This is a genomic window from Faecalibacillus sp. MSK20_93, assembly GCF_020589945.1.
GTDB classification, from domain to species: Bacteria; Bacillota_I; Bacilli_A; order Erysipelotrichales; family Coprobacillaceae; genus Faecalibacillus; species Faecalibacillus intestinalis.
In genome coordinates, this window is record NZ_JAJDKA010000042.1 from 1 (window position 1) to 25,920 (window position 25,920).

32 protein-coding genes, 1 riboswitch and 1 other annotated feature are annotated in these 25,920 nt (G+C 27.9%); of the genes, 26 read left to right on the top strand and 6 right to left on the bottom strand.

What is annotated here, in order from left to right:
- The first annotated feature begins 276 nt into the window (after window positions 1-276).
- From rbr to LJD34_RS11405, 19 genes are all read left to right on the top strand, one after another.
- Window positions 277-816 (top strand): rubrerythrin, encoded by a 540-nt coding sequence (gene rbr / locus LJD34_RS11315; protein ID WP_032089470.1) that lies wholly within the window; start codon window positions 277-279, stop codon window positions 814-816.
- A gap of 74 nt (window positions 817-890) precedes the next feature.
- Window positions 891-1,850: an MFS transporter gene (locus tag LJD34_RS11320; RefSeq protein ID WP_227359923.1), complete on the top strand. Its 960-nt coding sequence runs from the start codon at window positions 891-893 to the stop codon at window positions 1,848-1,850.
- 51 nt (window positions 1,851-1,901) lie between these two features.
- The gene (locus LJD34_RS11325; RefSeq protein ID WP_227359924.1) at window positions 1,902-2,048 is read left to right on the top strand and encodes a hypothetical protein; all 147 of its coding nucleotides are present in this window, start codon (window positions 1,902-1,904) and stop codon (window positions 2,046-2,048) included.
- A gap of 116 nt (window positions 2,049-2,164) precedes the next feature.
- On the top strand, window positions 2,165-2,791 hold the full coding sequence (locus LJD34_RS11330; protein ID WP_227359925.1) for a cupin domain-containing protein: 627 nt from the start codon (window positions 2,165-2,167) through the stop codon (window positions 2,789-2,791).
- A gap of 26 nt (window positions 2,792-2,817) precedes the next feature.
- Complete coding sequence (locus LJD34_RS11335; protein ID WP_264474815.1) at window positions 2,818-2,979, top strand: helix-turn-helix domain-containing protein; 162 nt, start codon at window positions 2,818-2,820, stop codon at window positions 2,977-2,979.
- A 76-nt stretch (window positions 2,980-3,055) separates the two neighbouring features.
- Window positions 3,056-3,586 carry a methylated-DNA--[protein]-cysteine S-methyltransferase gene (locus LJD34_RS11340; RefSeq protein WP_147580658.1) on the top strand — a complete coding sequence of 177 codons (531 nt, stop codon included), beginning with the start codon at window positions 3,056-3,058 and terminating at the stop codon, window positions 3,584-3,586.
- A 58-nt stretch (window positions 3,587-3,644) separates the two neighbouring features.
- The gene (locus tag LJD34_RS11345) at window positions 3,645-4,628 is read left to right on the top strand and encodes an ROK family protein (RefSeq protein ID WP_227359927.1); all 984 of its coding nucleotides are present in this window, start codon (window positions 3,645-3,647) and stop codon (window positions 4,626-4,628) included.
- Window positions 4,615-5,238 carry an HAD family hydrolase gene (locus tag LJD34_RS11350; protein WP_119362764.1) on the top strand — a complete coding sequence of 208 codons (624 nt, stop codon included), beginning with the start codon at window positions 4,615-4,617 and terminating at the stop codon, window positions 5,236-5,238. Before LJD34_RS11345 ends, LJD34_RS11350 begins: the two co-directional genes overlap by 14 nt.
- 197 nt (window positions 5,239-5,435) lie before the next feature.
- Window positions 5,436-5,678, top strand: coding sequence for a DUF454 family protein (locus LJD34_RS11355; protein WP_052010789.1), 243 nt, complete (start codon window positions 5,436-5,438; stop codon window positions 5,676-5,678).
- Window positions 5,679-5,735: 57 nt separating this feature from the next.
- Window positions 5,736-5,811: riboswitch (cyclic di-GMP riboswitch) on the top strand.
- Between the two features lie 200 nt (window positions 5,812-6,011).
- Entirely contained in the window at window positions 6,012-6,377 is a 366-nt protein-coding gene (locus LJD34_RS11360) for a response regulator (RefSeq protein WP_227359938.1), read from the top strand.
- A gap of 81 nt (window positions 6,378-6,458) precedes the next feature.
- Window positions 6,459-7,316 (top strand): EamA family transporter, encoded by an 858-nt coding sequence (locus LJD34_RS11365; protein ID WP_227359928.1) that lies wholly within the window; start codon window positions 6,459-6,461, stop codon window positions 7,314-7,316.
- A 69-nt stretch (window positions 7,317-7,385) separates the two neighbouring features.
- Complete coding sequence (gene mutY, locus LJD34_RS11370; RefSeq protein WP_032089478.1) at window positions 7,386-8,402, top strand: A/G-specific adenine glycosylase; 1,017 nt, start codon at window positions 7,386-7,388, stop codon at window positions 8,400-8,402.
- A gap of 42 nt (window positions 8,403-8,444) precedes the next feature.
- Window positions 8,445-9,209 (top strand): SseB family protein, encoded by a 765-nt coding sequence (locus LJD34_RS11375; RefSeq protein ID WP_227359929.1) that lies wholly within the window; start codon window positions 8,445-8,447, stop codon window positions 9,207-9,209.
- Complete coding sequence (locus LJD34_RS11380) at window positions 9,187-9,945, top strand: ChbG/HpnK family deacetylase (protein WP_022000944.1); 759 nt, start codon at window positions 9,187-9,189, stop codon at window positions 9,943-9,945. The genes LJD34_RS11375 and LJD34_RS11380 overlap by 23 nt, the downstream gene beginning before the upstream one ends.
- Complete coding sequence (locus tag LJD34_RS11385; protein ID WP_032089481.1) at window positions 9,938-10,477, top strand: DNA-3-methyladenine glycosylase I; 540 nt, start codon at window positions 9,938-9,940, stop codon at window positions 10,475-10,477. Before LJD34_RS11380 ends, LJD34_RS11385 begins: the two co-directional genes overlap by 8 nt.
- Before the next feature lie 53 nt (window positions 10,478-10,530).
- Window positions 10,531-11,307, top strand: a complete 777-nt coding sequence (locus tag LJD34_RS11390) for a hypothetical protein (protein WP_227359930.1) — start codon at window positions 10,531-10,533, stop codon at window positions 11,305-11,307.
- A 137-nt stretch (window positions 11,308-11,444) separates the two neighbouring features.
- Window positions 11,445-12,530, top strand: coding sequence for a 3-phosphoserine/phosphohydroxythreonine transaminase (serC, locus tag LJD34_RS11395; RefSeq protein ID WP_227359931.1), 1,086 nt, complete (start codon window positions 11,445-11,447; stop codon window positions 12,528-12,530).
- Between the two features lie 10 nt (window positions 12,531-12,540).
- Window positions 12,541-13,701, top strand: coding sequence for a phosphoglycerate dehydrogenase (locus LJD34_RS11400; protein WP_117575490.1), 1,161 nt, complete (start codon window positions 12,541-12,543; stop codon window positions 13,699-13,701).
- Between the two features lie 387 nt (window positions 13,702-14,088).
- Complete coding sequence (locus tag LJD34_RS11405; RefSeq protein ID WP_227359932.1) at window positions 14,089-14,496, top strand: hypothetical protein; 408 nt, start codon at window positions 14,089-14,091, stop codon at window positions 14,494-14,496.
- A 31-nt stretch (window positions 14,497-14,527) separates the two neighbouring features.
- Here the strand turns inward: LJD34_RS11405 and LJD34_RS11410 are convergent, their stop codons facing one another.
- Together LJD34_RS11410 and LJD34_RS11415 are read right to left on the bottom strand one after the other, a co-directional pair.
- Window positions 14,528-15,313, bottom strand: coding sequence for a polysaccharide deacetylase family protein (locus LJD34_RS11410; RefSeq protein ID WP_119362775.1), 786 nt, complete (start codon window positions 15,311-15,313; stop codon window positions 14,528-14,530).
- Between the two features lie 60 nt (window positions 15,314-15,373).
- Window positions 15,374-16,630 (bottom strand): patatin-like phospholipase family protein, encoded by a 1,257-nt coding sequence (locus LJD34_RS11415; RefSeq protein ID WP_227359933.1) that lies wholly within the window; start codon window positions 16,628-16,630, stop codon window positions 15,374-15,376.
- A gap of 108 nt (window positions 16,631-16,738) precedes the next feature.
- Between LJD34_RS11415 and LJD34_RS11420 the strand changes: the two genes are divergently transcribed.
- On the top strand, window positions 16,739-17,113 hold the full coding sequence (locus LJD34_RS11420) for a RidA family protein (protein ID WP_147580667.1): 375 nt from the start codon (window positions 16,739-16,741) through the stop codon (window positions 17,111-17,113).
- Between the two features lie 41 nt (window positions 17,114-17,154).
- Here the strand turns inward: LJD34_RS11420 and LJD34_RS11425 are convergent, their stop codons facing one another.
- Window positions 17,155-17,997, bottom strand: a complete 843-nt coding sequence (locus LJD34_RS11425; RefSeq protein ID WP_032089488.1) for an undecaprenyl-diphosphate phosphatase — start codon at window positions 17,995-17,997, stop codon at window positions 17,155-17,157.
- Between the two features lie 101 nt (window positions 17,998-18,098).
- Here LJD34_RS11425 and LJD34_RS11430 point away from each other — a divergent pair, with 101 nt between their 5' ends.
- Window positions 18,099-18,683: a hypothetical protein gene (locus LJD34_RS11430; protein ID WP_032089489.1), complete on the top strand. Its 585-nt coding sequence runs from the start codon at window positions 18,099-18,101 to the stop codon at window positions 18,681-18,683.
- 7 nt (window positions 18,684-18,690) lie between these two features.
- On the opposite strand, the gene trpS is transcribed toward LJD34_RS11430, so the two are convergent.
- A complete protein-coding gene (gene trpS, locus LJD34_RS11435) occupies window positions 18,691-19,686 on the bottom strand; it encodes a tryptophan--tRNA ligase (RefSeq protein ID WP_032089490.1) in 996 nt (331 codons plus the stop codon).
- A gap of 33 nt (window positions 19,687-19,719) precedes the next feature.
- Window positions 19,720-19,920: a binding site (T-box leader), on the bottom strand.
- A gap of 98 nt (window positions 19,921-20,018) precedes the next feature.
- Here trpS and spx point away from each other — a divergent pair.
- The 3 genes from spx to LJD34_RS11450 are packed head-to-tail and all read left to right on the top strand — an operon-like array spanning window position 20,019 to window position 23,011.
- Entirely contained in the window at window positions 20,019-20,486 is a 468-nt protein-coding gene (gene spx, locus LJD34_RS11440; RefSeq protein ID WP_227359934.1) for a transcriptional regulator Spx, read from the top strand.
- A gap of 24 nt (window positions 20,487-20,510) precedes the next feature.
- The gene (locus tag LJD34_RS11445; RefSeq protein WP_147580669.1) at window positions 20,511-21,341 is read left to right on the top strand and encodes a hypothetical protein; all 831 of its coding nucleotides are present in this window, start codon (window positions 20,511-20,513) and stop codon (window positions 21,339-21,341) included.
- 20 nt (window positions 21,342-21,361) lie between these two features.
- Window positions 21,362-23,011 (top strand): EAL domain-containing protein, encoded by a 1,650-nt coding sequence (locus tag LJD34_RS11450; protein WP_227359935.1) that lies wholly within the window; start codon window positions 21,362-21,364, stop codon window positions 23,009-23,011.
- A gap of 18 nt (window positions 23,012-23,029) precedes the next feature.
- On the opposite strand, the gene LJD34_RS11455 is transcribed toward LJD34_RS11450, so the two are convergent.
- Entirely contained in the window at window positions 23,030-23,599 is a 570-nt protein-coding gene (locus tag LJD34_RS11455; RefSeq protein ID WP_227359936.1) for a CYTH domain-containing protein, read from the bottom strand.
- A gap of 63 nt (window positions 23,600-23,662) precedes the next feature.
- Between LJD34_RS11455 and LJD34_RS11460 the strand changes: the two genes are divergently transcribed.
- Both LJD34_RS11460 and LJD34_RS11465 read left to right on the top strand, forming a co-directional pair.
- Window positions 23,663-24,442 carry an NAD kinase gene (locus LJD34_RS11460; protein WP_032089494.1) on the top strand — a complete coding sequence of 260 codons (780 nt, stop codon included), beginning with the start codon at window positions 23,663-23,665 and terminating at the stop codon, window positions 24,440-24,442.
- A complete protein-coding gene (locus LJD34_RS11465; RefSeq protein ID WP_227359937.1) occupies window positions 24,439-25,248 on the top strand; it encodes an RluA family pseudouridine synthase in 810 nt (269 codons plus the stop codon). The genes LJD34_RS11460 and LJD34_RS11465 overlap by 4 nt, the downstream gene beginning before the upstream one ends.
- A 220-nt stretch (window positions 25,249-25,468) precedes the next feature.
- Here LJD34_RS11465 and LJD34_RS11470 read toward each other — a convergent pair whose 3' ends face one another.
- Window positions 25,469-25,678, bottom strand: a complete 210-nt coding sequence (locus tag LJD34_RS11470; protein ID WP_147580674.1) for a hypothetical protein — start codon at window positions 25,676-25,678, stop codon at window positions 25,469-25,471.
- Window positions 25,679-25,920: the final 242 nt, after the last annotated feature.

Below are 25,920 nucleotides of genomic sequence, written 5' to 3' on the forward strand. Positions count from 1 at the left end.
TAAAACCACAAGATTTTGAAAAGCAGTTTCAAATATCATGGCTTGAAATAAAACCAAATAATCTAACAATCAAATGTTAGATTTTTTTGTATATTAATAAAGATTTAAAAAAAGTTTATAATATGGAAAAGATGTATATATTAAATGGGTTGAACGAAGTGAGGTTAAATAGCCTCACTTTTATTTCTATCCATTTTTATTGACAAATAGGATGAGTTGAATTAATATATAAGTAGGAATTATTCCTAACAAGGAACAGAAAAGAGGAGATATAATATGGCTAATAAATATGCAGGAACACAAACAGAAAAAAACTTAATGGAAGCATTTGCGGGAGAATCTCAAGCAAGAAATAAATATACTTACTTTGCTTCAAAAGCTAAAAAAGAAGGTTTTGAACAAATCTCATCATTATTTTTAAAAACAGCTGATAATGAAAAAGAACATGCTAAAATGTGGTTTAAAGAATTAAATGGTATTGGAAATACAGCAGAAAATTTAGCGGCTGCAGCTGAAGGTGAAAACTACGAATGGACTGATATGTATGAAGGTTTCGCAAAAACTGCAGAAGAAGAAGGTTTCCCAGAACTTGCTGCTAAATTCCGCGAAGTTGGAGAAATTGAAAAACATCATGAAGAACGTTATAGAGCTTTATTACATAATGTAGAAATGCAAGAAGTTTTCGCTAAAAGTGAAGTCAAAGTTTGGGAATGTCGTAACTGTGGACATATCGTTGTTGGTGAAAAAGCACCTGATGTTTGTCCAGTATGTAATCATCCACAAGCATACTTTGAAGTTCATGCAGAAAATTATTAATGAGAAAGATGCTTCAGCATCTTTTTTTTATATTCTTATATAAATGTTGATATTGTTATATTTTTTAGTGCTTTTTGTGGATATCTCCCTATAAATATGTTTTATCTTTAGGACATTTATGTTCAGACATTAATCAAAGTATTTTATCTGCTGTATTACCATTTTTAATTGCAACATATCATTATGATTATACAACAGCTGCCATGTTAGTTACGGTATCAAATGTTTTTGGAGCTTTCGTTCAACCATTTATTGGGATGTTATCGGATAAAAAGAATAAACTATTATATATGACATTAGGCGTATTACTTGCTTCAGGTGGAATGGCAGTTACGGGTTTTATTTCTAATTTCTTTGGATTATGGATTGTAGTCATTATGAGTGGAATTGGAGTAGCGATGTTCCATCCTCAAGCTGCCAAACTTTTCAATAGTGTTTCTAGTAAAAATGCCAAAGGAAAAGGAATGAGTATTTTCTCTTTTGGTGGTAAGGTTGGTTTTACATTAGGACCAGTTTATACAGCTTTTTTAATGAATTTATTTGGGATGAAAGGAACAATTCTTTTCTTGATTCCTGGTATTGTTTTTGGAATTGTTTGTTCTTTCTTTAATAAAGATTTTGAAAATTTGGATGTTTTAGAAGTTAAAAAGAAAGAAGAAGTAAAAAGTGAACAAAAGGATGATTGGAGTGGTTTTATTAAATTATGTGGTGTTGTTTTTAGTCGTTCTATTCTTTCTAATGGGATTTCCACATTCTTAGCGTTTTATTTTATTCAACAATTTTCTAAATCAAATTCATTTGCGAGTATGATATTAAGTGTTTTTTATGGAATAGGATCGATTGCTATTCTTTTAGGTGGAGGAATTGCCGATTGTTTTGGACATCGTAAAATGGTACGTCTTAGTTTTTGTATCTTCTTACCTGCAATCTTTATTTTTACTAATACAAGTCATTTCGTGATTGCCTTAATAATGCTTATTTTCATGACATGTGGTGAAAGTCTTTCTTATAGTCCAATGGTTGTTTTAGGATAAAAGTATATACCTAATCATACTGGATTTGCCTCTGGTATTACTTTAGGTTTAGTGGTAAGTATTGGCGCAGCATTATGTCCTGTTCTTGGCTATGTTTCAGATGCTTATGGTTTAAATTATGCTTTTATTATTATGACAATTGTTTGTGCAATTGCTCTTGCTTGTTCAATGTTATTACCAAATGTGGAGGAAAAATGAAGAAAAGTGGTGTAACCAAAACGTACATATACTTTATCAAATAGAAAAGAATCACCAAAAGATTTTAATGAATTTTTTAAATAAATAGATTAAAATAAAGGAAAAGGGGTGATTGGATGCAAGATTATAACTCTTATGATTTATTTGTAAAAAATCCACGTATTCATACCAATTTTCCTTTTCTTGCTCTTGATTGTAATAATAAAAAAACAATTCCACCGCGTATGCGTTTTCAAGAAATGCATTGGCATGAAGATATGCAAATAACTTATGTTTTAGAAGGAATTATAAAAATTATTTCACTTGGAAAAACGATAGAAGTTCATCAAGGAGAAGCTGTTTTTATTTCTCAAAGAGTATTTCATCAGTTTATCGAAGTAGAAACAGCACATTATCGTTCTTTTCTTTTTCCAAAAAGTTTTATTAATTTTTATGAAAAAGGTCCTATGGAAAAAGAAATTGAACAAATGAACATTGGAATTTGTCTTTTAAAACAAAAAGAAATAATCGACATTATTAAAAACATCAATCATGTATCTTTTGAATTTTATCAAGAAAAACATAAAGAATACTATTTAGCAACACAACTTGTTCAATTTATGTATTATCTTTTATTACAAGCAGATTATGAAGAAAATACTTTACAAGATTATCATCATAGTTTACAAAATGTCTCGCTTTTATTCATTTACATTATCAAGAAAATATTTCTCTTGAAGAAATTGCTTCTTATGGAAATATGAGTGTTGGTCATTGTGGAAGACTTTTTATGCAAGTTCTTCAAACAACACCGTATGAATATTTAATCAATTATCGTATTAAAAAAAGTTTAGAACTACTAGGAAAAGAAAAAACACCCATTTCACAAATTGCTTTAGAAGTTGGTTTTAACGATGTCAGTCATTTTATTCAAAGCTTAAAAAAAGAATGAGCATTACACCAAAACAATATCAAAAACAGCTTTTTAGTCATCAAAATAATATACAAGATATTTAGGAGAAAAGATTATGTATTATCAAACAACATATAAATCACCCGTGGGAACTTTATTTTTAGTAAGTGATGAAAAAAATTTAATAGGATTGTGGTTAGAAGGACAAAAATATTTTCAAGCAACATTAAAAGAAGAAACCATTATTAATGATCAAATAGAAATACTGCATAGAACAAAAGAATGGTTAAATCGCTATTTCAAAGGAGAAAAACCAAATATTAAAGAACTCTCATTAAAACCACAAGGTAGTGATTTTAGACAAGAAGTGTGGAAGATACTTTGTGAAATACCTTATGGTGAAGTCACAACTTATGGAAAAATTGCAAAAGTTGTAGCTCAAAAAATGCATAAAGAAAAAATGTCAGGACAAGCAGTAGGAAATGCTGTAGGGCATAATCCTATTTCAATTATTATTCCTTGTCATCGTGTCGTTGGTACAAATGGCAGTTTAACGGGATATGCAGGAGGTATTGATAAAAAAATTGCTTTATTAAAACATGAAGGTGTGGATATGACACGTTATTTTAAACCTAAAGCCAGATGATTCTGGTTTTTCTTTTAATTTACTTTTATTATAATATAATAAAAGTAAAGGTGAGAATATGAATGCATTAAAAGAAACAAAGAAAAAACATTTATTAGCTATTTTAAAATATCTTTATCTTCATAACAGTTCAACAATGAATGAATTGGTAGAAAATCTGCAATTATCCCAACCAAGTATTCGTAATATGGTAAGAACGCTTCAAGAAAAACAATTGATTCAAGAAGTAGGAAATGATTTATCAAGTGGAGGAAGATGTCCAACACGCTTTGCATTAAATGAAAAGAATTATTTGATTCTTTGTCTTTATGTTCAAGTAGATAAAGTTATTTATCAATTAAGAAATTTTAATGAAATAAAAAAAGAGGGTATTCTATTTTATCAAAGTGAGGATGAATTGAAAAAGACTATCAAAGATTTAATTGATCAAGAAAAGATACATTGTTGTCAAATAGCAGTAGAAGGTATTGTTTATGAAGATGTCTATGTGACGGATCTTCATAATGTTCTTGAAAAACATCAATGGTTAAAAGATATCAAAAAAGAAATAAACATTCCTCTTCAATTACAAAATGATGTTAAGATGATTCATCAAGGATGTTATTTTACTTATCAACAAGATTCTACTTATTATTTGTATATTAATGAAGTAGGTATAGGAAGTTCTTATTTCTATAAAGATGAACCACTTTATGGAAGAAGTGGAATCATGGGGGAAATAGGGTTGATATCTTTAAAAGGGAAAACAATCAATCAACAAATTCGTGAATGTCAAAACCAAGAAGAATTTAATGAGATTCTTAGTTTGTTGCTAAGTATAGTTTTTACAATGATTGATCCAAAGCGTTTAGAACTCTCATTAGATTTAAAATGGCGATATGAAGAAAATATTATTGAAAAAGTATTAAATGAAATAAATCAAAGTTGTTTTGAAAATCTTTATTTTCATGAAGATGTTTCTTCTATGTTATTTGATGGATTAGTTTATAGAGGGGTTGTTTATTTATTAAAGGAAAGGATTGAAAGAAATGAAAAAATATGAAGCAATTATTTATGATATTGATGGAACTTTGTTAAATACATTGAATATGAACATGTATCCATTGATGAAAATCATTAAAGAAGAAACGGGAGAAGATTGGACTTTTGAACAAGTTTTAAAATTTGCAGCCTATCCAGGTATGAAGGTCATGGAAGAATTAGGTGTTAAAGATCAAGAAAAAACCTATGCTAGATGGGTGCAATATGTTAATGACTATGAAGAGGAAGCTACTTTATTTGAAGGATTTGAAGAAGTTTTAGAAACATTTAAAAATCATAAAATTAAACAAGCAATCGTTTCTTCAAAGTTAAGAGATCAATATGAAATTGATATTGTTTCTAAAGGCATTGATCAATATATGTCAGCTGTTATTTTAGAAGATGATACAACGCATCATAAACCTCATCCAGAGCCTTTATTAAAATGTATAGAAAAATTAAATTTGAATTCTGATGAGGTGATTTATATTGGAGATGCCTATTCAGATTATCAAGCTGCTTTAAATGCCAACATTGATTTTGGACTAGCTAAATGGGGAAGTGTTGCTTGTCAAGATATTCCTAGTCAATATACTTTTGAAAACCCAATAGATTTACTGAAGTTACTTTAAGATTTTCAATAATATAATGAATGGTTATTTATGTTTTTAAGTAACATGATTGATTTTGATAAATCATACACAAAATTTTTAACAATTATTATTTCTTAAGAAATAGTCCAGAATATCTTTAAGAATTGTTTAGAATTAGTTCACGACTTGTTCATATAACTTTCTTATTCTTTTGTTTGTAAAAAGGAGGCAGTTATATGAAGTTAAGATACATTTATCGTAGTCTTTTATTTGTTATAGGAGTATTTTTTATATTATTAGGATTTGTTGGATTATTGCTTCCTGTTGTTCCTCAAGTACCATTTTTTATTATTGGTGCGATTTGTTTGATGGAATCATCAAATCGAATTAAAGAATGGGTCAAAGGACATGAATTATATCAAAAACATTGTCAAAAGATTATTGAAAAATCACACTTTTTAAAGCGAATACTGAATTAGTATTCGTTTTTGTTTTCAATAAATTGATATAGATTGTTGGTTAAAATATAATGAAGATAACTTAATAGGCAAAGCAATTGAAAAATTGTGACGCAAAGCTATAGGGTCTTTAAAATGACAGCCAGTTGCAACTATATTAAACAGGAAAACTATACCTTTGTGCATATTTTTCCTGTTTTTTTGTAGGAGGGCAGTTATGAAAAATAAAAAAGATCTATATAATAATTCAAAAAAAGAACATCGTTTAGGGTGAGAAATTATTTTTACCATTTTAGTGGCTGCTTTATTCCTTTCAATTTATACATATATTTTACAAAATAATTATAAAAAAGAATTTTATTAGTAGAAGATAATGATTTAAATGCTGAAATAGCAATAGAACTTTTAAATGAAGAAGGAATGTTTATTGATCGTGTTAAAAATGGTGTAGAGTGTATTGAACAAATTGAAAAACAGCCCACAGATTATTATTCTTTGATTTTAATGAATATTCAAATGCCTATTTTAGATGGTTATTATACTACTCAAAAAATAAGAAGAATGAATGATCCTATTAGATCACATATTCCAATTATTGCGATGACAGCCAATGCTTTTGCCGAAGATAAAAAGAAAGCTTTAGAATTTGGAATGAATGATCATATTGCTAAACCAATTGATATGAATATTGTTATTCAAGTTTTAAAGAAATATATTTAATGTTAATTAATTGTTATGATTTAGATTGCATTCTTAACAAAATAAGCATAAAGAACTATAATTTTTTGGGGAGATTTATTTATGTGGGTTTTATATGCGTTTGGATTAGCTTTGTTTGCAGGAATTACATCAATTCTTGCCAAGTGTGGAATTAAAAAAACAGATTCTCATGTAGCAACAGCATTACGTACAATTGTTGTTTTGATTTTTTCATGGTTAATGGTTTTTATTGTACATAGTCAAAATCAGATTTCAACAATTTCAACAAATACATGGATTTTTCTAATCTTATCTGGTTTTGCGACAGGATTATCATGGCTTTGTTATTTTAAAGCTTTACAATTAGGAGATGTTAATAAAGTCGTACCGATTGATAAATCAAGTATAATTCTTACAATTGTTTTAGCTTTTATTTTCTTAAAAGAAGATATGACTTTATTAAAATGGATGTGTGTTATTCTAATTGGTGCAGGTACGTATTTAATGATTGATCAAAAAGAAAGTTCAACAACGACACATCATAAAAGTTGGTTGATCTATGCTTTACTTTCAGCTGTTTTTGCAAGCTTAACATCTTTACTTGGAAAAGTAGGTATGCAAAATATTGACTCTAATTTGGAAACAGCTATTCGCACTGTAGTTGTTTTAATCATGTCATGGGTCGTTGTGTTTGTTGTAGGAAAACAACATACCATCAAAGAGATAGACCGTCATGAATTACTTTTTATTTGTTTATCAGGAATTGCTACAGGGTTATCATGGCTTTGTTATTACAAGGCTCTTCAAGAAGGACCAGCAAGTATAGTTGTACCAATTGATAAATTAAGTATTGTTGTGACAATTATTTTCTCATATGTTGTCTTCCATGAAAAATTAAATAAGAAATCATTGATTGGATTTTTGATTCTTGTTGGTGGAACATTATTAATGTTACTTTAAATATGGCGAAAGCCATATTTTTCTTTTCAAAAGAAATAATATCCTTTAAAATAAATAAAGGTGAAAAGAATGCAAAAACAATTAATACAATGGTATCAACAAAATAAAAGAGACTTTCCTTGGAGAAAAGACCAAAATCCATATCATATTTGGATCAGTGAAATTATGTTACAACAAACAACGACAGAAACAGTTATCCCTTATTATGAGCGTTTTCTAGAAAACTTTCCTACAATTGAAGCACTTGCCAGTGCTTCTTTAGAAGAAGTCTATAAAATGTGGGAAGGTTTAGGATATTATCGACGTGCGAAGCATTTACATGAAAGTGCTCAAATAATTGTTGAAAAATATCAAGGGAAATTTCCTTATGAATATAATGATATTTTATCTTTAAAAGGAATTGGAGAATATACTGCCGGTGCTATTAGTTCAATTGCTTATGGAAAGCAAGTTCCAGCTGTAGATGGCAATGTTTTAAGAATTATCAGTCGCTATTATTTGCTTAAAGAAAATATTGCAGAAACAAAAGTACAAAAGAAAATCTATCAAATAGTTCAAGAATTGATTTTAAATCAAGATGCTTCTGCTTTTAATCAAGGAATGATGGATTTAGGAGCAACGATTTGTAAACCTGTCCATCCACTTTGTTCTCGTTGTCCGATTCAAAAAGAATGTTTAGCTTTTAAAAATAAACAAATGGATGTTTTACCTATTAATATAAAAAAAATAAAAAAACAAGAGATAAGTTATATTACAGGAATCATCACTTATCAAGATAAATATTTACTTATTCAAAATCCACCAGGAGGATTATTAGAAAATTTTTATGGTTTTGTACAATATGATGTTGAAAGTCCCTATAGTTTTGTTTCTTCTTTTCAAGAAAAGTATCATCAAGAATTAATAATTCAAGCACATATTAAAGACATTAAACATGTTTTTAGTCATCGTATATGGTTTATGCATGTTTATCATTTTGTTTTAGAACATGAAATAGAAGGAATGTATACTTTAGAGGAAATAGAGGCTTTACCTTTATCAACTGCCCATTTAAAAGTTTTAAAAGCGTATCTAAAGTTCATGTAAAATACAAATAAAATAAATATAATAGTTAAAGGGTGTGATGCTATGAAATTATTTAAGAAAGAAAGTAAAATTGAAAAAGAGGAGTACTTTTCTTTTTGTGTTGAAGAAATTTATAAACATAAAAATGGTGAATTGTTTGTTTTAGGAATAGTTGATGGAATTATACAAAAATTAGATTCTTTATTTTTGATAGGTCCTTATGGCTATGAAGAAAAAGTAGAGATTCAAGAATGGATAGAAGTAGATTCTAAGCAAAACTATTATGCATTATTGATTGATCAATGTTTTCAAGAAGAAATAGATCAAGGTTATATCTTTACGAATAAAAATAATCATTTAGCTTCTTCTCGAGAAGAAGTTTATAATCCTTATCTTCAATTTTTATTAGACCAAGTTAATCGTCAACACTATGATTATTTAGATATTTTATTTGAACAACTTGCGACAAGAGCTTATTTTTTAGCTGTATTTGATTATCAAGATTTTCCTATTTATCAAATAAATGATAAAAAATATTATCCAATTTATACAAGTCAATTAGAAATGAATAAAGATCAAAAATGTAAAAATAAAAAAGGTTCAGTTTATAGTTTTGATGATTATTCTAGAATGTGTTTAAATCAAGATAAACTTGATGGAATTATCATTAATCCTTATCATAAAGAAAGAAGTATTGTTTTAAATAAAGATGTTATTCAACATATTAGAATAATTAAAGAAAAAAATATAAAAACATATGCGAAAGCTAAAAGTTATCTTAAAGATAGGAAAAGGAGACAAAAGTATGAAATTGATTATGAGAGCTGATGATTTAGGATTTAGTGAAGCAGTCAATTTAGGAATTTATAAAGCAGTTAAAGAGGGTGTTATTACAAGTGTTGGGATGATGACAAATATGGAACATGCAAACCATGGGTATGAACTTGTAAAAGATTTTGATATTGCTTTAGGGCAACATACAAATATTTGTGCGGGAAGACCCTTAACTGATCCTAAGCTTATACCATCTTTAGTTCAAGAAAATGGTGAATTTTGTTCATCAAGAGAAATTAGAAGTAGAAAAGAAGATACAGTAGTTATTGAAGAAGCTGAGATGGAAATTGAAGCACAATATTTACGTTTTAAAGAAATCACTGGAAAAGATCCTGATTATTTTGAATGTCATGCTGTTATTTCACAAAACTTTTTTATAGCTTTAAGAAATGTGGCTAAAAAATATGGTCTTTTTTATGAAAATGTTTTATTTGATCAAGAGTTTGAAAAAGAAAATAATATTTATGGTATTGCAATGGCCAAGCTTAATGAACAAATGCTTTATGATCCAAAAGAATATATTGAAAACAGTTTAGAATTTATTAGAAATCATGATGTATCCGTGATGGTTTTCCATCCAGGGTATTTAGATCAATATATTCTAACACATTCATCTTTTACGCTTATTAGGGCAATGGAATGTGATTTTCTATGTTCATCATGGTTAAAAGATTGGCTTAAAGAGTATCAAATTGAATTAACTGATTTTAGAAAGGTTAAAAATGCATAGATGTTCATGGGTCAATGATGATCCTCTTTATATTGATTATCATGATCATGAATGGGGAAAACCTGTTTATGATGATCAAAAATTGTATGAAATGTTTTTATTAGAAACATTTCAAGCAGGGCTTTCTTGGATCACTATTTTACATAAAAGAGAAGCTTTTAAAGAGGCTTTTGATCAATTTGATGTTAATAAAATAGCAATGTATGATGATTGCAAAATAAATGAGTTAATGAATAATCCAAAAATCATTCGTAATTCTAGAAAAATTAAAGCGGCAGTTAAAAATGCACAAATATTTATTGAAATACAGAAAGAATATGGTTCTTTTTCTAAATATTTATGGGCTTATACAAATGATAAAATTATTTATGAAAAAAAAGAGAATGAAACAACGAGTACGTTATCAGATCAAATTTCTAAGGATTTAAAGAAAAAAGGCATGTCATTTGTAGGAAGTATTACAATCTATTCTTATTTAGAAGCAATTGGGATTTATAATCATCATGATAGAAATTGTTTTTTACATCTTTAAAGAACAGTTTCTTTTTTTGTATTATTAGGTATAATAAAAATAAGGTGAGTTTAATGCAAAAAAAGAGACAATTAAAAACTTGTATTGTTGTTGTCGTTTTAATGTGTCTACTAACGGTTTCCATGACATTTCAAACAATTTGTGTAAAGACAATCAGTGATAATTATATTAATTCACTTATTGTCAATCAAATTATTGATTTAATTATAGACGAAGAAACAGATGCAAATTTTCAACAAATAAATCAGTTACAAAATAAAATAAAAAAGAGTGATGCTCTTTATCAATTAAATAGATATGCTTTTTATCAATCTATGCGAAATACCAATAAAAATAAAATAAAATTAGATCAAAAAGAATTACAAAAATTTTCTACATCATGTAAAAAAATGATCAAAGATGAATTGAATATATCTATTGAAGAAAAACAAATTATGAATATTTTAAAACAAAATCAGTTTTGGAATAAAATGATTCATCGTATGAAAAATAAGTTAAGTTATTTTTCAAAAATCTTTGTTTTTATTTATTCGATTATGCAATCAATATTTTTTAGAATAATTATTTTATTGTGGATATTGTTATGTTTTTTTAGATTATATAATTTAAATAAATCAGGTTTTTCTTTGGTTTTTTCAATAGTTCTTTTAGTAAAAGGCTTGATTGATTATATGATGATAGGATTAATTGAAATATCAAAATCTTTTTATATTAAGATGTTAAATATTCCTATTTCATCTATAAGTATTGATTCTTATTTGATTGTGGCAATGGTATCTTTAATGATTGGCATGATTCTTTTTGTTTGGCATATATATAAGGCAGAGTAATCTGTCTTTTTGCTTATAATTTTTTATCTCTTCGATAATAAATTACAAATTGTATGATTTTATACAATTTCACTAGACAAACAAAATTGTATACAATATAATGTTAGCAATACAAATAAGAAAGGAAGGTTTTATATATGACCGAAAAAAGAGTTTACAATTTCTCAGCAGGTCCTTCAATGTTGCCTGTTGCTGTACTTGAAAAAGCAGCAAAACAAATGTTGAATTATGAAGGCAGTGGTATGTCTGTAATGGAGATGAGTCATAGATCCTCTTCCTACTTAGATATCTTTGAAAAAACAAAAGGATTATTAAAGAAAGTGATGAATGTTCCTGAAAATTATAAAATTGTTTTTATTCAAGGGGGAGCAACTCAACAATTTTCAATGGTTCCTTTAAATCTTTTAAAGAATGGGAAAGCTGATTATGCGATTACAGGTGCTTTTAGTAAAAAAGCAGCTGCAGAAGCAAAAAAATATGGGGATATTCATATTGTTTATGATGGTAGTAGCAATGATTTTAAACATATTCCAACACAAGATGAATTAGATTTATCTAAAGATGCATCTTATTTACACATCTGTGCTAATAACACAATTTATGGAACAGAATGGAAATATGTACCTGAAACAAATGGGGTACCAATTATTGCGGATATGTCATCTAATATTTTATCAAAACCAGTAGATGTAAGTAAATATGGGATGATTTATGCGGGTGCTCAAAAGAACATGGGAATTGCTGGATTAGGAGTAGCAATTATTCGTGAAGATTTACTTCAAGATGTTGCCAAAACAACACCTGTTTTATTAGATTATAAATTGATGATCAAAAATGATTCAATGTATAACACACCACCAGCTTATGCAATTTATGTTTTAGGACTTGTTCTTGAATGGATCGATTCTTTAGGTGGATTAGAAGTTATGAAAGAAAGAAATGAAAAGAAAGCTAAATTAGTTTATGACTATTTAGATCAATCGACTTTCTATAAAGCACATAGTGATAAAGAAAATAGATCACTTATGAATGTGACTTTTACAACACCAAATAAAGATTTAGATGCGAAGTTTGTTAAAGAAAGTATCGAAGCAGGCATGACAAATTTAAAAGGTCATCGTTCTGTAGGGGGAATTCGTGCTTCTATTTACAATGCAATGCCATGTGAAGGTGTTGAAAAACTTGTCGCATTTATGAAAGAATTTGAAGAAAATAATCGATAAGGAGTCAAGTATGTATAAGGTTAAATTGATGAATAAAATATCTTCAGTAGGATTGGATTATTTTAATGAAGATTATGAATATGGGGAAACGTTAGAAAATGAAGATGCTATTTTACTTAGAAGTGCATCTTTACATGAATATGAATTTACAAAAAATGTTAAAGCGATTGCGAGAGCTGGTGCGGGGGTCAATAACATTCCTGTTGAAAAATGTTCAGAAAAAGGAATTGTTGTTTTTAATACACCGGGGGCAAATGCGAATGCGGTAAAAGAACTTGTTTTATGTGCTTTATTTTTATCAAGTCGTAAGATCGTTGAAAGTATTGAATGGGTCAATACTTTAAAGGATGATGAAAATGTAGGAAAGACAGCAGAAAAAGGAAAATCAAACTTTGTAGGGCCTGAAATCGAAGGTAAAAAATTAGGGGTCATTGGTTTAGGTGCTATTGGAGTTTTAGTTGCAAATGCAGCTAATAAACTAGGAATGGAAGTTTATGGATATGATCCATTTATGTCTGTCAATTCTGCTTGGGCTTTATCAAAACATGTACGTCAAGCAAAAGATATGGATGAAATATTTAAAACATGTGACTACATTACTGTCCATGTACCAAGTACTAAAGATACAAAGGGTATGTTAAATAAAGAAAAGTTTGCATTAATGAAAGACGGAGCACGTTTATTGAACTTTGCTAGAGGGGACTTAGTTGTAAACGAGGATTTATTAGAAGCAGTTGAATCAGGTAAATTAAGTAAATATATAACTGATTTTGCTTCACAAGAATTAATTGGAAAAGATAATATTATTGTATTACCTCACTTAGGAGCTTCTACTCCTGAAAGTGAAGATAACTGTGCGAAAATGGCTGTTCAAGAATTAAAAGATTTCTTAGAAAATGGAAATATTAAAAATTCTGTGAATTTCCCAGCTGTTAATCAACCAAGAGAATCAAAAGTAAGACTCTGTATTACCAATAAAAATATGCCAAATATCTTGGCACGTATTTCTAAATTATTTGCTGATCACAACTTAAATATAGAAAATATGGTGAACCGTTCTCGTGGGGATTATGCTTATACATTAATTGATACAAATGATGATGTACGTCAAGATATTATTGAACGTATCGAAGCAGCTGAAGGAATTATTAATGTAAGAGTGATTAAATAAAACTTGATAAAGGTATTTCAAGAAGTCCTAAGGGACTTCTTTTTTTGGACTATTTGTCTATTGAAAGAAGGAAAAAAGAAGATAAAATGATAATAGAAATGAAACAAATATGAGACAAATTATCTTTAAGCATATGATACAATTAAATCAGAAAGCTCCTTATAAATATTATAAAAAATACAAACAAAAAGCGATGTATGAAACCTTAATATAAAAAATTTATATGAGGAAAGCGGATGTGCATTAAAGAAATGCTAGTGACAGTACTTGTAAAAACTTGCTTAGAGATGAAGGCTGTTTTGCGGATTTCTGTAATTATGCTTTTTTCAAGGAAGACAGGTCATTAAACCTGAAGAACTTGTTTCAAGAGAAAATGATCTGTCGACCTTGATAGGAAAGGTCGACAAGCAAACAGAGATCAAAAGATATCGAGATGTCGTAGAAATTAGTCAAAGTATGTTTGTAGGAAGTTATGATGGATTAAGAGAAAATCTTAAAATTGAAACAGAAAGCTTCATGATGGCAGCAACATTTACGTGTACAAATATTAGAAGAGAAGACTTACCAGAAGGAAATGAAATCAATATGTGTAAGGCAATGGATCAATTATTTCAAAGAATGAGAGATGAAGGAAAACTCAATACTTTAAAAGAACTACTTAAAGTGAAACTAGGAACTTTATCAAGACCTTTAGAAAAACAACTTACAAATACATCGCTAGAAAAATTAAATGTTCTTACATTAAATATCTTTAATATCAATAGTGAAGAAGATGTTTTAAAAATTATCAATTAAAAGAGCTATACGATTCATTCGTATAGTTCTTTTATTCTATCCACCATTTAAATAGGGGGAAGGGCATATTAGAAAACATAAGATAACGTGGAAGCAAGTATTGTTTATCATTGCATGTCATATGTCTATTTTGATTGTAACTAAAGGCTAGTTTAACAGAACTTGATTTGAGATAATCTTGTGCATTTTGACAACTGACACCATATGGAAAGGCAAAGTAATCTGTTGAAACAAGGCCTTTGTTTTTTTCAAAGTCTTTTTTTATTTCATTTGTTGTCATGGTTTCTATTTTCTTTTTATAGGGTAAATGACCAATATGGTGCATATCATAAGAATGACTGTAGTATTCAACATATTGATCATTTTTCAAATCATTTGTTTGTAAGTAAAGTGGATTATTGGTTTTGGTTTTATAACCAATGACAAAGTTTGTAGCTTGCAAATTATATTTTTTTATAATAGGTTTAACAATAGTGTTAAAGTTTTTATATCCATCATCAAAAGTTAAACATACAGCTTTTTTAGATACTTCTTTTTTTCCGTGATAATAGGCTTCAACATCTTCCATGGATAGACATTGATAATTATTATCCGCTAAATATTTCATTTGTTTTTCAAATTCACTTATAGACATAAAATAAGGATTTGATGCATAGTTTTCTTTTTTTTCTTGTTCACTTACGACACCATGGTATCCTAAGATAGCAATTCCATCTTTCCCGTTTTCATGAATAATGATGTCTTTTGTCATCCAGCCAAGTCCGATTGCTATGTAACAAACAAGAACACATAAAATGATTTTTAATATATTTTTCATAATATTCCAACTTTCTATCAGTACTAGTTTATAGAAAAACAATACGGATGTCAAAAAAAGCTATGAGACTTCATAGCTTAAGACACAAGTAATAAACATCGCTAGGACAAATTCTTTTAAGAAAAGATTTTCATAATTTAAATGTTCTTCTTTTTTATTTATAAAATAAGATAAGTAATTTTTAAGAATTTGATGATTTGTGAGATCTTTAAAAGATTGGGCGATATTTTTAAAATCAATTCTTTCTATTTCTCTTAAATCAGGTTTAATTTGATTTTTGATGTCTTGAATAATATCTTTAAAATGATAAACCTTTAAATCATCGTAATCATGTTCACTCATATAAAGTTCTAAACCTAAGATAAAATAATCTTCTAATTTTAAGTAATCTAAATACGTATTTTCTTTTAATAAATCAAGAATAGGTGTTTCATCTGAAATTGTAAGTAAATGATGATTGTATTGATTTTCATAGTTTAAAATTTGATTATGAAAAGATAAAGCTATTTCTTGAATATTTTCTTCAGGATAAAAAGCAAAACGATGCCCTTTTAATTTTTTAAATGTTTTTAAAGTATCAAGATAACCTAAGCGTATTCTTTGATCCAATAGCTCTCGATTAAAATCAAGAAAGCCACCTAAATGCTTAGACGGTCTAATAAAAGTGATATTTTCACGATGTAATAAATAGGGATGGGTCGCTTCTTGATTGAGTTCAATTGCAATAATTTTTTGTGCTCCCATTTTTAAAGCAAGAGAGATAGGTAAATTATCATAATATCCGCCATCAATATATCCTTGCTTATCTATATAATGAATAGGAAATGCAGGAAAACATGAGGCTGAAGCAATAGCATATTCTACAATGTTATCTTCGCTCATATCATCTACTGTGATTTCTAATGGTTTCATAGAAGGAAAAGCAACAGTGCATAAACCATATTTGATGGGTGAACTTTTCGCTTTTTTGCCATTATAAAGACCTTTGATTAATTGAATAAGTGGTTCAATATCAGCACCTTTTTTATCAAGATAGGACTTTAAAAAAGGACCTATATTAGAAGAATTGTTCATTAGATTTTCAATTGAAAAATCAAATTGAATAGGATGCTTTAAAACCTTTTCTAATGATAAAGTATCCCATAATTCATAAAGCTTTTGATAATCTTCTTGAGCTACAAGTAGCCCATTTAAAGCACCAATAGACGTACCAGTAACAATATCAAAATGATACCCTAATTCTTGTAATGCTTTCATGCATCCTGATTCATAAGCTCCTTTAGAACCGCCACCTGATAAAACTAATCCATATTTCATAAAAACACATCCTTTTCAATAATTATACTTTTTCATAAAAAAAATACAACTTTATCATTTTAATATATGAAGAGTTTGTTATAATTATATGGCAAGGAGGATTAAAAAATGAAAAATGTAGTGAAAACAGATCAAGCTCCAGGAGCTATTGGTCCATATAGTCAAGGAATACAAGTAGGGGATATGTATTTTTTCTCAGGACAAATTCCTCTAGTACCAAGTACAGGTGAAATGCCAGAAGGAATCGAAGCACAAGCTCATCAAGCTTTAAAAAATGTGAAAGGATTATTAGAAAGCCAAGAATTATCATTTTCAAATGTTGTTAAAACAACTGTCTTTTTAGATAACATGGATGATTTTACAACAGTAAATGGTATTTATGCTGAATATTTTGTAGAACCTTATCCAGCAAGATCTGCTGTAGAAGTTGCTAAACTTCCTAAAGGAGCTTTAATTGAAGTAGAAGTTATCGCTAAAAAATAATTAAAAAAGAGATTTCGTTTTTGAAATCTCTTTTTTGTATATTATAAGAAAAGAATTGCAATAATACCTACTACAAAACAATAGTAAGAAAAATAATTCAATTTTCTTTTATTTAAAATACTAAACAATAAATTAAGTGCTAAATAAGTAACAACACCACTGACAATAAAACTAATTAAATAAGGAAGCCATAATGCAGCGACAGTTGAACTTGTTAAAAAATGTTTAAGTTTTAAAATGATTGCTCCAAAGCTGACAGGCATAAACATAAAGAAAGAGAAATCTCTTGCTGCTTTTTGATCAAGACCACCAAGCATCCCACCAGTAAGTGTTGATCCACTACGAGAAACCCCAGGAAGTAAAGCAAGTAATTGGAAAAATCCCATTCTTAATGCATCCCATAAATTCATGCTTTTTGTTGTTCTTTTTCCTTTATATCCAAATTTGTGAATAAGCATTAAAAAACAAGAAGTTAAAAGTAAACAACAACCTACTAATTTAGGATTAGAGAAAGCATGTTCAATATAATCATTAAAAAGAACACCACCAATTGCTGCAGGAATTGTAGCAACAATTAATAACATACAAAATCTAAAATCAGGTAATAGCTCATCTCTTTCTTGAGGTTTAGCAATATACCCGAAAAAGGATTTGATTAGACGAATAATATCTTGGCGATAATAAAACATGATAGCAATGAGTGAACCAGTATTAACAATAACTTCAAAAGTAACATCATTCATTTGTGGAACCATTAAACCAAGTTTTTCAAAAATACTTTGGAATAAAACTAAATGTCCACTACTTGAAATAGGAATAGGTTCACTAAAACCTTGAATAGCACCTAAGATTGCATAGACAATAATATCTTTAATTAAACTCATAATTTCACCTCGTCACCCATTATATATGAAAATATTATAAAAATATACAAAAACATTTTTTTAATGGAGATGACATATAATAAAGAAAAAGGAGGAAGAAAATGATTGTTAATTGGGTTAAAGAAGATGAAGAACTATTAGAGCCATATGAATGGTCAAATGGTGATGATATCGAAATCATTTCAACACTTTCATGTTTTAAAGTAGATCAAAAAACACTCCATGATTTTATTTATGGATGTTTACACATTTTTGATCAAAAGTTGTGTCAAAAAGTATTTGCAATAGGAGATGGTCATTATGCTTTAGCGATTGAAACAGATGATCAAGGAAAGCTTTGTTATCGAAGTGTTTTTGATTTTTGTGATCGTGATAAAATGAATAAAAAGATTGCTGCTTTAGAACTGTCTAATATTCATTATCAAATGTATGATGAAGGAGAAATGAAAGAATATGGTCTAACAAGAGAGGAAAGGTTAAAAAAGCAATTTATTGAACAAAGAATTGATGAACTTTATATGGAAAATTATGATGATTTTTTGATGTTATGTAGACAGCTCAATATCGAAGATGCACAAAGTATCCAAAAATATAATCATTTAAAAAATAAAATAGCTAAGGGCTATACATTTATACATGAAATTCTATTCTATGAATTTACTAAAAAGGAATACAAAAAGAAATAAGCAATGCTTATTTCTTAATTGTAATTCCTATTTTTCTTTCAACTTTCGCAAGTTTTTTTCTTGCCATATAACGTGCTTTATCAGCACCTTCATTTAAAATTGTATCGATATAGTTACCTTGATTGATTTCATTATATTTATCATGGATTTTTTGTAATTCATTACCTACAACTTCAGCTAGATCTTTTTTAAATTGACCATAACCAACACCTTGATAACGTTCTACAAGTGCATCAATAGATTCACCACTTAAAATAGAATAAATAGTAAGTAAGTTTGAAATACCAGGTTTATTTTTAACATCATAGTAAATAGCGTTATCACTATCAGTGACAGCAGACATGATTTTCTTTTTAGAAACATTAATATCATCTAAAATATAAATACATCCTTTACCTGTTTCATCAGATTTAGACATTTTCTTTGTAGGATTTTGTAAGTCCATAATACGTCCACCTACTTTTGGAACAAGTGGTTCAGGTAATTTGAAAGTTTCACTATAACGATTATTAAATCTTTCAGCAATATCTCTAGCAAGTTCACAATGTTGTTTTTGATCTTCACCAACTGGTACATAATCTGGATCATAAAGTAAAATATCAGCATTCATTAATGAAGGATAATTAAAAATACCAGCTCCAATAGATTCATCTTTTTTAAGTTTGCTTGCTTTATCTTTATATTGAGTCATACGTGATAATTCACCCATTGACACCATACATCCTAAATACCAACCAAGTTGAGCATGTTCTAAAACATCAGATTGTAAAAATAATGTGACTTTTTTAGGATCTAATCCAGCTGCTAAATATAAAGAAATCAAATCTTTTGTATTTTTTCTTAAATTCTTTGGTTCTTGATAAATCGTCATACTGTGTAAGTTAGCAACAAAAACAATCATTTCATATTCATCTTGATAAGAAACAAAAGGTTTAATAGCTCCTATATAATTTCCTAAAGTTACTCTTCCTGTTGGCTTGATGCCACTCAACATTCTTTTCATAAATTTTCCTCCTTAAAATAAAAAACGTCCTTAAAAAAGGACGTTATAAACGCGGTACCACCTTAATTCGTATAAAATATACGCTCTTGATCTTAACGCGATTAGCGACAAAAGACTCGTGCCTTTTGTAACTCCAGAACCCCAATTTCTATTATATCAATGGCTTACTTCCATCAACCATAAGCTTTCTATAACATTTAATATAATTTACTTATGTTCCTTCAAAGTCTTTAAAAACATTATAATGAGCTCATCTATAAAAATCAAGATATTTAAAAAAAGATATACAAAGTTTAAAATTGTTGTATAATTATTTACAAAGGAGTGATTGTATGATACGTATATATACCGCCCCAAGTTGTGCTTCTTGTAGAAAAGTAAAATCTTGGTTAAATGAAAATCAAATACCTTATGTAGAAAAGAATATTTTTTCTACTTTATTAAAAGAATCAGAACTTCGAGAATTATTAGAACGTAGTGAAAATGGTACGGATGATATTATTTCCAAAAGAAGCAAAATTATTAAAGAAAATGATATTGATATTGATTCAATGAAAATCAATGATTTAATTAAGTTTATACAGGAAAATCCATCAGTTTTAAAAAGACCAATTATGATTGATGAAAGAAGATTTCAAGTTGGTTACAATTCTGAAGAAATAAGAGTCTTTATTCCTAAGGAACTTAGAAAGTTAGCTGAATGTCATGATATGGATCGTTGTCCACAATTCAGCAATAAAGATTGTTTGAATTTTAAAAAAGAATATGAAAGGGATAGAGAACAGGAATCAAGTCAATAGATGGATTCTTTTTTAGGAGACAATATGAAAAAAATATTAAAAGTTATAATGACACTTGTTTTAATTTGTTCATGTTTTTATCTAGCAATTTCATTATTTATGAATCATTTGATTATTAATGATATGGTACCAACAGTTGTTAAATCAACGGCTGTAACAAATGCTTTAGAAGATACTTGTCAAAATGTTTTAAGTATGATGAATATGGACGAAAGCCAAAGTCAAGCACTTGTTTCTTCTTTACAACAAGATGAAAAAACGCAAGAACTTGTTAATGAATATATTGATACTGTTTTAAATAATCAATCATCTACTCTAGATGAAACTTTATTAAAGCAAGTTTTAGAAGATAAAAAAAATGAGGTATATTCTATTTTGAATCCTTCAATAAATGAAGAAACGTTTACAACACTTTATGATCAAGCTATCAATCAAATGGATTTACAAGGTTTACAAGATAAAGTATTAAGTCGAGTAGAAAATACGATGGAACAATCTGGAGAAACATATAAGATTGTAAAGAAAGTATATAGCTTTAAAAATTCTACACATATTATTGTGAGTGCTATTTTATTAGTTATTTCTACAGCTTATCTTATTTTTATTTCAGTTCAAGAGAGATTGATTACAAAATGTTTATCAGTAAGTTATATGGTTTGTGGAATTATGACATTCTTGATTTCTTTTACGATAATTTTAGGATTAACAGCAATGGCATCTTCTACGATGACAATTCAGTTAACTTCTATTAAATATATGTATATATGTGGAGCTAGTTATTTCTTTGTAGGTATTATTTTATTAATTGTAAATGCTTTTTTAAAAAAGAAAAATCGTTATCATTATTATTACTAGTATAAAAAGAAGGGGTATTTATGGATAGATTAGATGCAAAGGCTATAAAGACGTATAAAGAAATTATACTTATTTTAGATCAATGTATTGATGATTATTTATTTGTAATGGATCTTGATAAAGATATATATTTTATCTCACCACATGCTATGAAAAGATTTAATATTCCAAGCTATGAATTTAGTAATTCTTTACCAGCACATAAAAAATTTGTATATGAAGATGATCTAGAAATGTTATTATCAGATATGAATAAGTTGGTTTCGGGAAAGAAAAATTTTCATAATTTACAATATCGTTGGATTGGAAAAGACGGTATTCCTATTTGGATTAATTGTCGAAGTAAATCGATTAAAGATCATGATGGGAATGTTAAATATATTATTGGCTGTATTAATGAAATTGGTAAAAGACAAGTTGCTGATAATGATAGTGGATTATTAGGAGAAATGAGTTTTAAAAATTTTATTTATCCTATTAATGAAGATATTAAACAGGGTTTTATTTTAAGAATTGATATTGATGATTTTAAAAATATTAATGAAAATTTCGGTGTAAAATATGGTGATGTTGTTTTAAAACAAGTTGGAAATTGTATTAAAAAGTTATTAACTAAAAATCAACAACTTTATAGGATTGTCGCTGATGAATTTATTGTGATGGATGTTGTTGGCAGTAAAGAAGATGCAAGAGCTCTTTATAATGCAATACGTAGAAGTATTACATGTTATGTAGAATCTATTAATTATGATATTTATTTAACGATTTCTGCAGGTATTCTAGATTTTCATGATTATCCTAATAAAAGTTATAATTCTATTATGCAATGGACAGAATTTGCTTTAAATCAATCGAAAACAAATGGAAAAAATACATATACGATTTTTAAGCAGGAAGCTTATCAAGAATTTTTAAGAAAAAATAAATTAACAAAAGAATTACATAAAGCAGTTAACCAACAATTTAAAGGATTTGAAGTTTATTTTCAGCCAATTATTGATATGAAAACAGAAAAGATTCATAGTATGGAAGCATTGCTTAGATTTGAATGTGATGAATTTGGTAAAATTTCACCACTAGAATTTATTCCATTATTAGAGGAAAGTGATTTGATTATTCCTGTAGGTAGATGGGTTTTAGATCAAGCATTAAAAGCTGTAAGTATGTTTTCAAATATTAAAGTACAAATTAATATGTCTTATGTTCAAGTGTTAAAAACACCCGCATTAAATGATATTTTAAATATTATAAAAAATTATAAAATAGAAAATAATCAATTGGTTATAGAACTTACAGAAAGTGGTTTTATTGAATCTAATAAAAACTTTATTGATTTTTGTAATGGTTTAAAGAAAGAAAATATCTTACTTGCTTTAGATGATTTTGGAACAGGATATTCTAATTTCCACTATCTTTATAATTTAAAACCAGATTATATAAAAATAGATCGAACATTGATGAAAAATGCGCTTTCAAATGAGTATGAAAATATGTTGCTAAAACATATGGTGGATATGGCTCATAGCGTAGGTGTTAAGATTTGTATTGAAGGAATAGAAGAAAAGGAAGAACTTGAACGTATTATGTTATTAAAGCCAGATTATATTCAAGGATTCTATTATGGTAGGCCGGTTTCTTTAAGTGTGTTTATGGAAAGCTATGAAATATAAAACGAATAAGTATGTGACTTATTCGTTTTTTAATGTTTCTAACATTCGTTTGATTTTACTTAAACAGTTTTGTTTATATTCTAAATGATAAGGTTGAATGATTTTTTTGAATGTTTGAAGTCCTTGATCATAATCCTCCACTTCAAATTCTATTTCATAATCATGATGATGGTTATATTCATTTTCATCTAAGGATAAAACACCATCGGGTAAAATAATATCATGACGTGTTGTTTTTAAATAATATCCACATGTTAAATCTTTGATATAAATATTTTCTTTTTCCAAAATATCAAAGATTTCATTATTGATATGTTGATGATTAAAAATAGCATCTTTAATTTCTTTATTAATATCTATATTTAATTCATTCAGACCAATAGTTGAAGGTCTTTTCAATGTGAGTTCGTAATGACCTTTTTTTTCTCTAATTCTGAGTGAGTATTTTTTCTTTTCCAATAGAGGATGAAAAAGATAATAATTGGTTTGTTGATAACTGTCTTTGATTTGATTTTTATAATCAGATAATATTTTTTTAAATATATTTTCTTTTAATAATATTTTAAATTCAATTTCTAGATGTTCCATATGATACCTCTTTGCTTAAATGCTCTAGATATATTATAATACATCTATATGGAGGGAAGAAAGATGAAATATGCATTAATGGTTAGAAATGATGATCTTTCTAAAAAAACAGCTTTGAAAATTAAAGAAAGTTTACAAAACTTTTTTATTTATGATGAAAAAAATCCAGATCTTGTTATTTCAATTGGAGGAGATGGAACTATTTTAGAAGCTGTACATCAATATTTAAATGTTGATTGTTGTTTTGTAGGTATACATACAGGAACTTTAGGATTTTATACAGATTACCAAGTTGATGAAGTGGATCAATTTATAAAAGATGTGACTTCTAGACAATTTAAGACGATGAAAAGATATATGTTAGAAATTAAAATTAATAAAAAAGACTCTTTTCAAACATATTATGCTTTAAATGAATTAAGATTAGATCAAGGGTTACAAGCACAGGTTATTCATGTGTATATTGGTAATGTTTTATTAGAAGTTTTTAGAGGGAATGGTTTATGTGTTTCAACTCCTTCTGGATCGACTGCTTATAATAAATCTTTAGGTGGTTCTATCATTTATCCAGGTATTCCTTTGATGCAACTTACAGAAGTTGCAGGAATTCATCATAATGCATATCGTTCTTTAGGTTCAAGTTTGATTTTAGATGAAAGTCAAACAATTAAATTAGTTGGAAATCATTTTAATCATTCTTTGATTGGAATCGATCATATTCATTTAGAATTAGAGGATGTTGAAAGTATTGAGATTACGATTGGGCGTAAGTATGTTCGTTTTATTGAATATAAAGAAATGTCTTTTATTAAAAGAGTAAGAAGGGCATTTATTAATTCATGAGTTATCAAATTGAACAAACGATTTTATTAAGAGATTATTTGAAAGAATTACCAATTAGTCAAGCAATGATTAAAAGGATTAAAAGGGAAGGTGATTTCTTAGTCAATGGAAAAAGTCAAACAGTAAGATGTTTACTTCAAAAAGGAGACTGTTTAGAAATTATTTTTCCAATAGAAAACTCAAATGTTCAACCAGAAAATATTCCTTTAAAAATCATTTATGAAGATAACTATTATATAATCATTGATAAAGAAAGCCAAATGCCTTGTATTCCTACTAAAAGATATCAAAGCCATACTTTATGTCATGCTTTAATGTATTACTATCAACAAATTGGTTTAAAAAGTACAATTCATTTAGTAAATCGTTTAGATAAAGAAACATCAGGATATATGTTGGTTGCTAAAACATCACAAGCTCATGCATTGCTTTCTAAAGATATTAAACAAGTAGAACGTGTTTATCATTGTTTAGTTGAAGGAATTTTAGAAGGGGAAGGCGTTATTGAGCGGCCTATTTTAAAAAGTAATGATTCTATTAAAAGAATTGTTGATGATCATGGTAAGTATGCTAAGACGTATTATAAATCTTTAATGCATAAAAATAATCAAACACTTGTAGAATGCAAATTAGTAACGGGAAGAACCCATCAAATTAGAGTACATATGGCTTCTATTGGTCACCCTTTAGTGGGAGATCTTCTTTATGGATCAAATGAAGATCAATTGTTTTATTTGGATAGTGTTGAAATTAGTTTTATTCATCCTTTTATCCATCAGAAAATACATTATAAAAAGGAGAGTTAATCTCCAAATGGCATGAACTTAAGATATAATCTTAGGCTCATGTCTTTTTATTTTTATCCTTTTTTTATAATAGTATCAAATATTTCTTTTTGTGTAGTATAGGGTATATAATCTTATTACTTTTAATTTAAATATATTTATTATATATTTGTAGTATAGGATGGTGATGTTATGTTTGTAAAAGTTGTAAAAAATAATAGCGGTCGTCCAGATACCTCTTTTATCTCAATTGTTGAATCTTATTGTGAAGATGGGTAAATGGAGGTAATGTTTGAAAGTATTCTTTATCGTAGTCATAGCCCATTAAATGACAAGTTCCTTCATTCCACCAAATAGAAAGGACATTTCCATTTTCATCACATTCCATAGACCATCTAGCTTCACCTAATGAACCATAGACAGCATCTGCACTATTTTCATTGGTAAACATCCAAATAGTAAGATCTTTATCTTTAAGATCTTATGAATAGGGTTGAACAAAAATAGGAGCGCAATCCCCTTCCTCTAAGCGAAGCGTAGGGAGGGATCTAGCTCCTTTTATAGTTTTTATAATAGATGTTGTTTTAGACATGTAGCTGTGATACATTATAAGTATAAAAGACGTTCAGTCGTACTTGATTTTAGAAAGGATATTGCTATGGAACTTGATACTAATAATCATTCAGTGTTCAT

Excerpts from the sequence above, each read along its gene's own strand:
- LJD34_RS11465 (WP_227359937.1), top strand. The coding sequence starts at position 24,439 with ATGAGTTATCAAATTGAACAAACGATTTTATTAAGAGATTATTTGAAA.
- spx (WP_227359934.1), top strand. The coding sequence starts at position 20,019 with ATGATACGTATATATACCGCCCCAAGTTGTGCTTCTTGTAGAAAAGTA.
- serC (WP_227359931.1), top strand. The coding sequence starts at position 11,445 with ATGACCGAAAAAAGAGTTTACAATTTCTCAGCAGGTCCTTCAATGTTG.
- LJD34_RS11340 (WP_147580658.1), top strand. The coding sequence starts at position 3,056 with ATGTATTATCAAACAACATATAAATCACCCGTGGGAACTTTATTTTTA.
- LJD34_RS11355 (WP_052010789.1), top strand. The coding sequence starts at position 5,436 with ATGAAGTTAAGATACATTTATCGTAGTCTTTTATTTGTTATAGGAGTA.
- LJD34_RS11345 (WP_227359927.1), top strand. The coding sequence starts at position 3,645 with ATGAATGCATTAAAAGAAACAAAGAAAAAACATTTATTAGCTATTTTA.
- trpS (WP_032089490.1), bottom strand. The coding sequence starts at position 19,686 with ATGAAAAGAATGTTGAGTGGCATCAAGCCAACAGGAAGAGTAACTTTA.
- LJD34_RS11365 (WP_227359928.1), top strand. The coding sequence starts at position 6,459 with ATGTGGGTTTTATATGCGTTTGGATTAGCTTTGTTTGCAGGAATTACA.
- LJD34_RS11455 (WP_227359936.1), bottom strand. The coding sequence starts at position 23,599 with ATGGAACATCTAGAAATTGAATTTAAAATATTATTAAAAGAAAATATA.
- LJD34_RS11430 (WP_032089489.1), top strand. The coding sequence starts at position 18,099 with ATGATTGTTAATTGGGTTAAAGAAGATGAAGAACTATTAGAGCCATAT.
- LJD34_RS11425 (WP_032089488.1), bottom strand. The coding sequence starts at position 17,997 with ATGAGTTTAATTAAAGATATTATTGTCTATGCAATCTTAGGTGCTATT.
- LJD34_RS11460 (WP_032089494.1), top strand. The coding sequence starts at position 23,663 with ATGAAATATGCATTAATGGTTAGAAATGATGATCTTTCTAAAAAAACA.
- LJD34_RS11415 (WP_227359933.1), bottom strand. The coding sequence starts at position 16,630 with ATGAAATATGGATTAGTTTTATCAGGTGGCGGTTCTAAAGGAGCTTAT.
- LJD34_RS11390 (WP_227359930.1), top strand. The coding sequence starts at position 10,531 with ATGCAAAAAAAGAGACAATTAAAAACTTGTATTGTTGTTGTCGTTTTA.
- LJD34_RS11450 (WP_227359935.1), top strand. The coding sequence starts at position 21,362 with ATGGATAGATTAGATGCAAAGGCTATAAAGACGTATAAAGAAATTATA.
- LJD34_RS11350 (WP_119362764.1), top strand. The coding sequence starts at position 4,615 with ATGAAAAAATATGAAGCAATTATTTATGATATTGATGGAACTTTGTTA.
- LJD34_RS11445 (WP_147580669.1), top strand. The coding sequence starts at position 20,511 with ATGAAAAAAATATTAAAAGTTATAATGACACTTGTTTTAATTTGTTCA.
- LJD34_RS11335 (WP_264474815.1), top strand. The coding sequence starts at position 2,818 with ATGCAAGTTCTTCAAACAACACCGTATGAATATTTAATCAATTATCGT.
- LJD34_RS11400 (WP_117575490.1), top strand. The coding sequence starts at position 12,541 with ATGTATAAGGTTAAATTGATGAATAAAATATCTTCAGTAGGATTGGAT.
- rbr (WP_032089470.1), top strand. The coding sequence starts at position 277 with ATGGCTAATAAATATGCAGGAACACAAACAGAAAAAAACTTAATGGAA.
- LJD34_RS11380 (WP_022000944.1), top strand. The coding sequence starts at position 9,187 with ATGAAATTGATTATGAGAGCTGATGATTTAGGATTTAGTGAAGCAGTC.
- LJD34_RS11410 (WP_119362775.1), bottom strand. The coding sequence starts at position 15,313 with ATGAAAAATATATTAAAAATCATTTTATGTGTTCTTGTTTGTTACATA.
- LJD34_RS11375 (WP_227359929.1), top strand. The coding sequence starts at position 8,445 with ATGAAATTATTTAAGAAAGAAAGTAAAATTGAAAAAGAGGAGTACTTT.
- LJD34_RS11470 (WP_147580674.1), bottom strand. The coding sequence starts at position 25,678 with ATGTTTACCAATGAAAATAGTGCAGATGCTGTCTATGGTTCATTAGGT.
- LJD34_RS11420 (WP_147580667.1), top strand. The coding sequence starts at position 16,739 with ATGAAAAATGTAGTGAAAACAGATCAAGCTCCAGGAGCTATTGGTCCA.
- LJD34_RS11330 (WP_227359925.1), top strand. The coding sequence starts at position 2,165 with ATGCAAGATTATAACTCTTATGATTTATTTGTAAAAAATCCACGTATT.
- LJD34_RS11385 (WP_032089481.1), top strand. The coding sequence starts at position 9,938 with ATGCATAGATGTTCATGGGTCAATGATGATCCTCTTTATATTGATTAT.
- mutY (WP_032089478.1), top strand. The coding sequence starts at position 7,386 with ATGCAAAAACAATTAATACAATGGTATCAACAAAATAAAAGAGACTTT.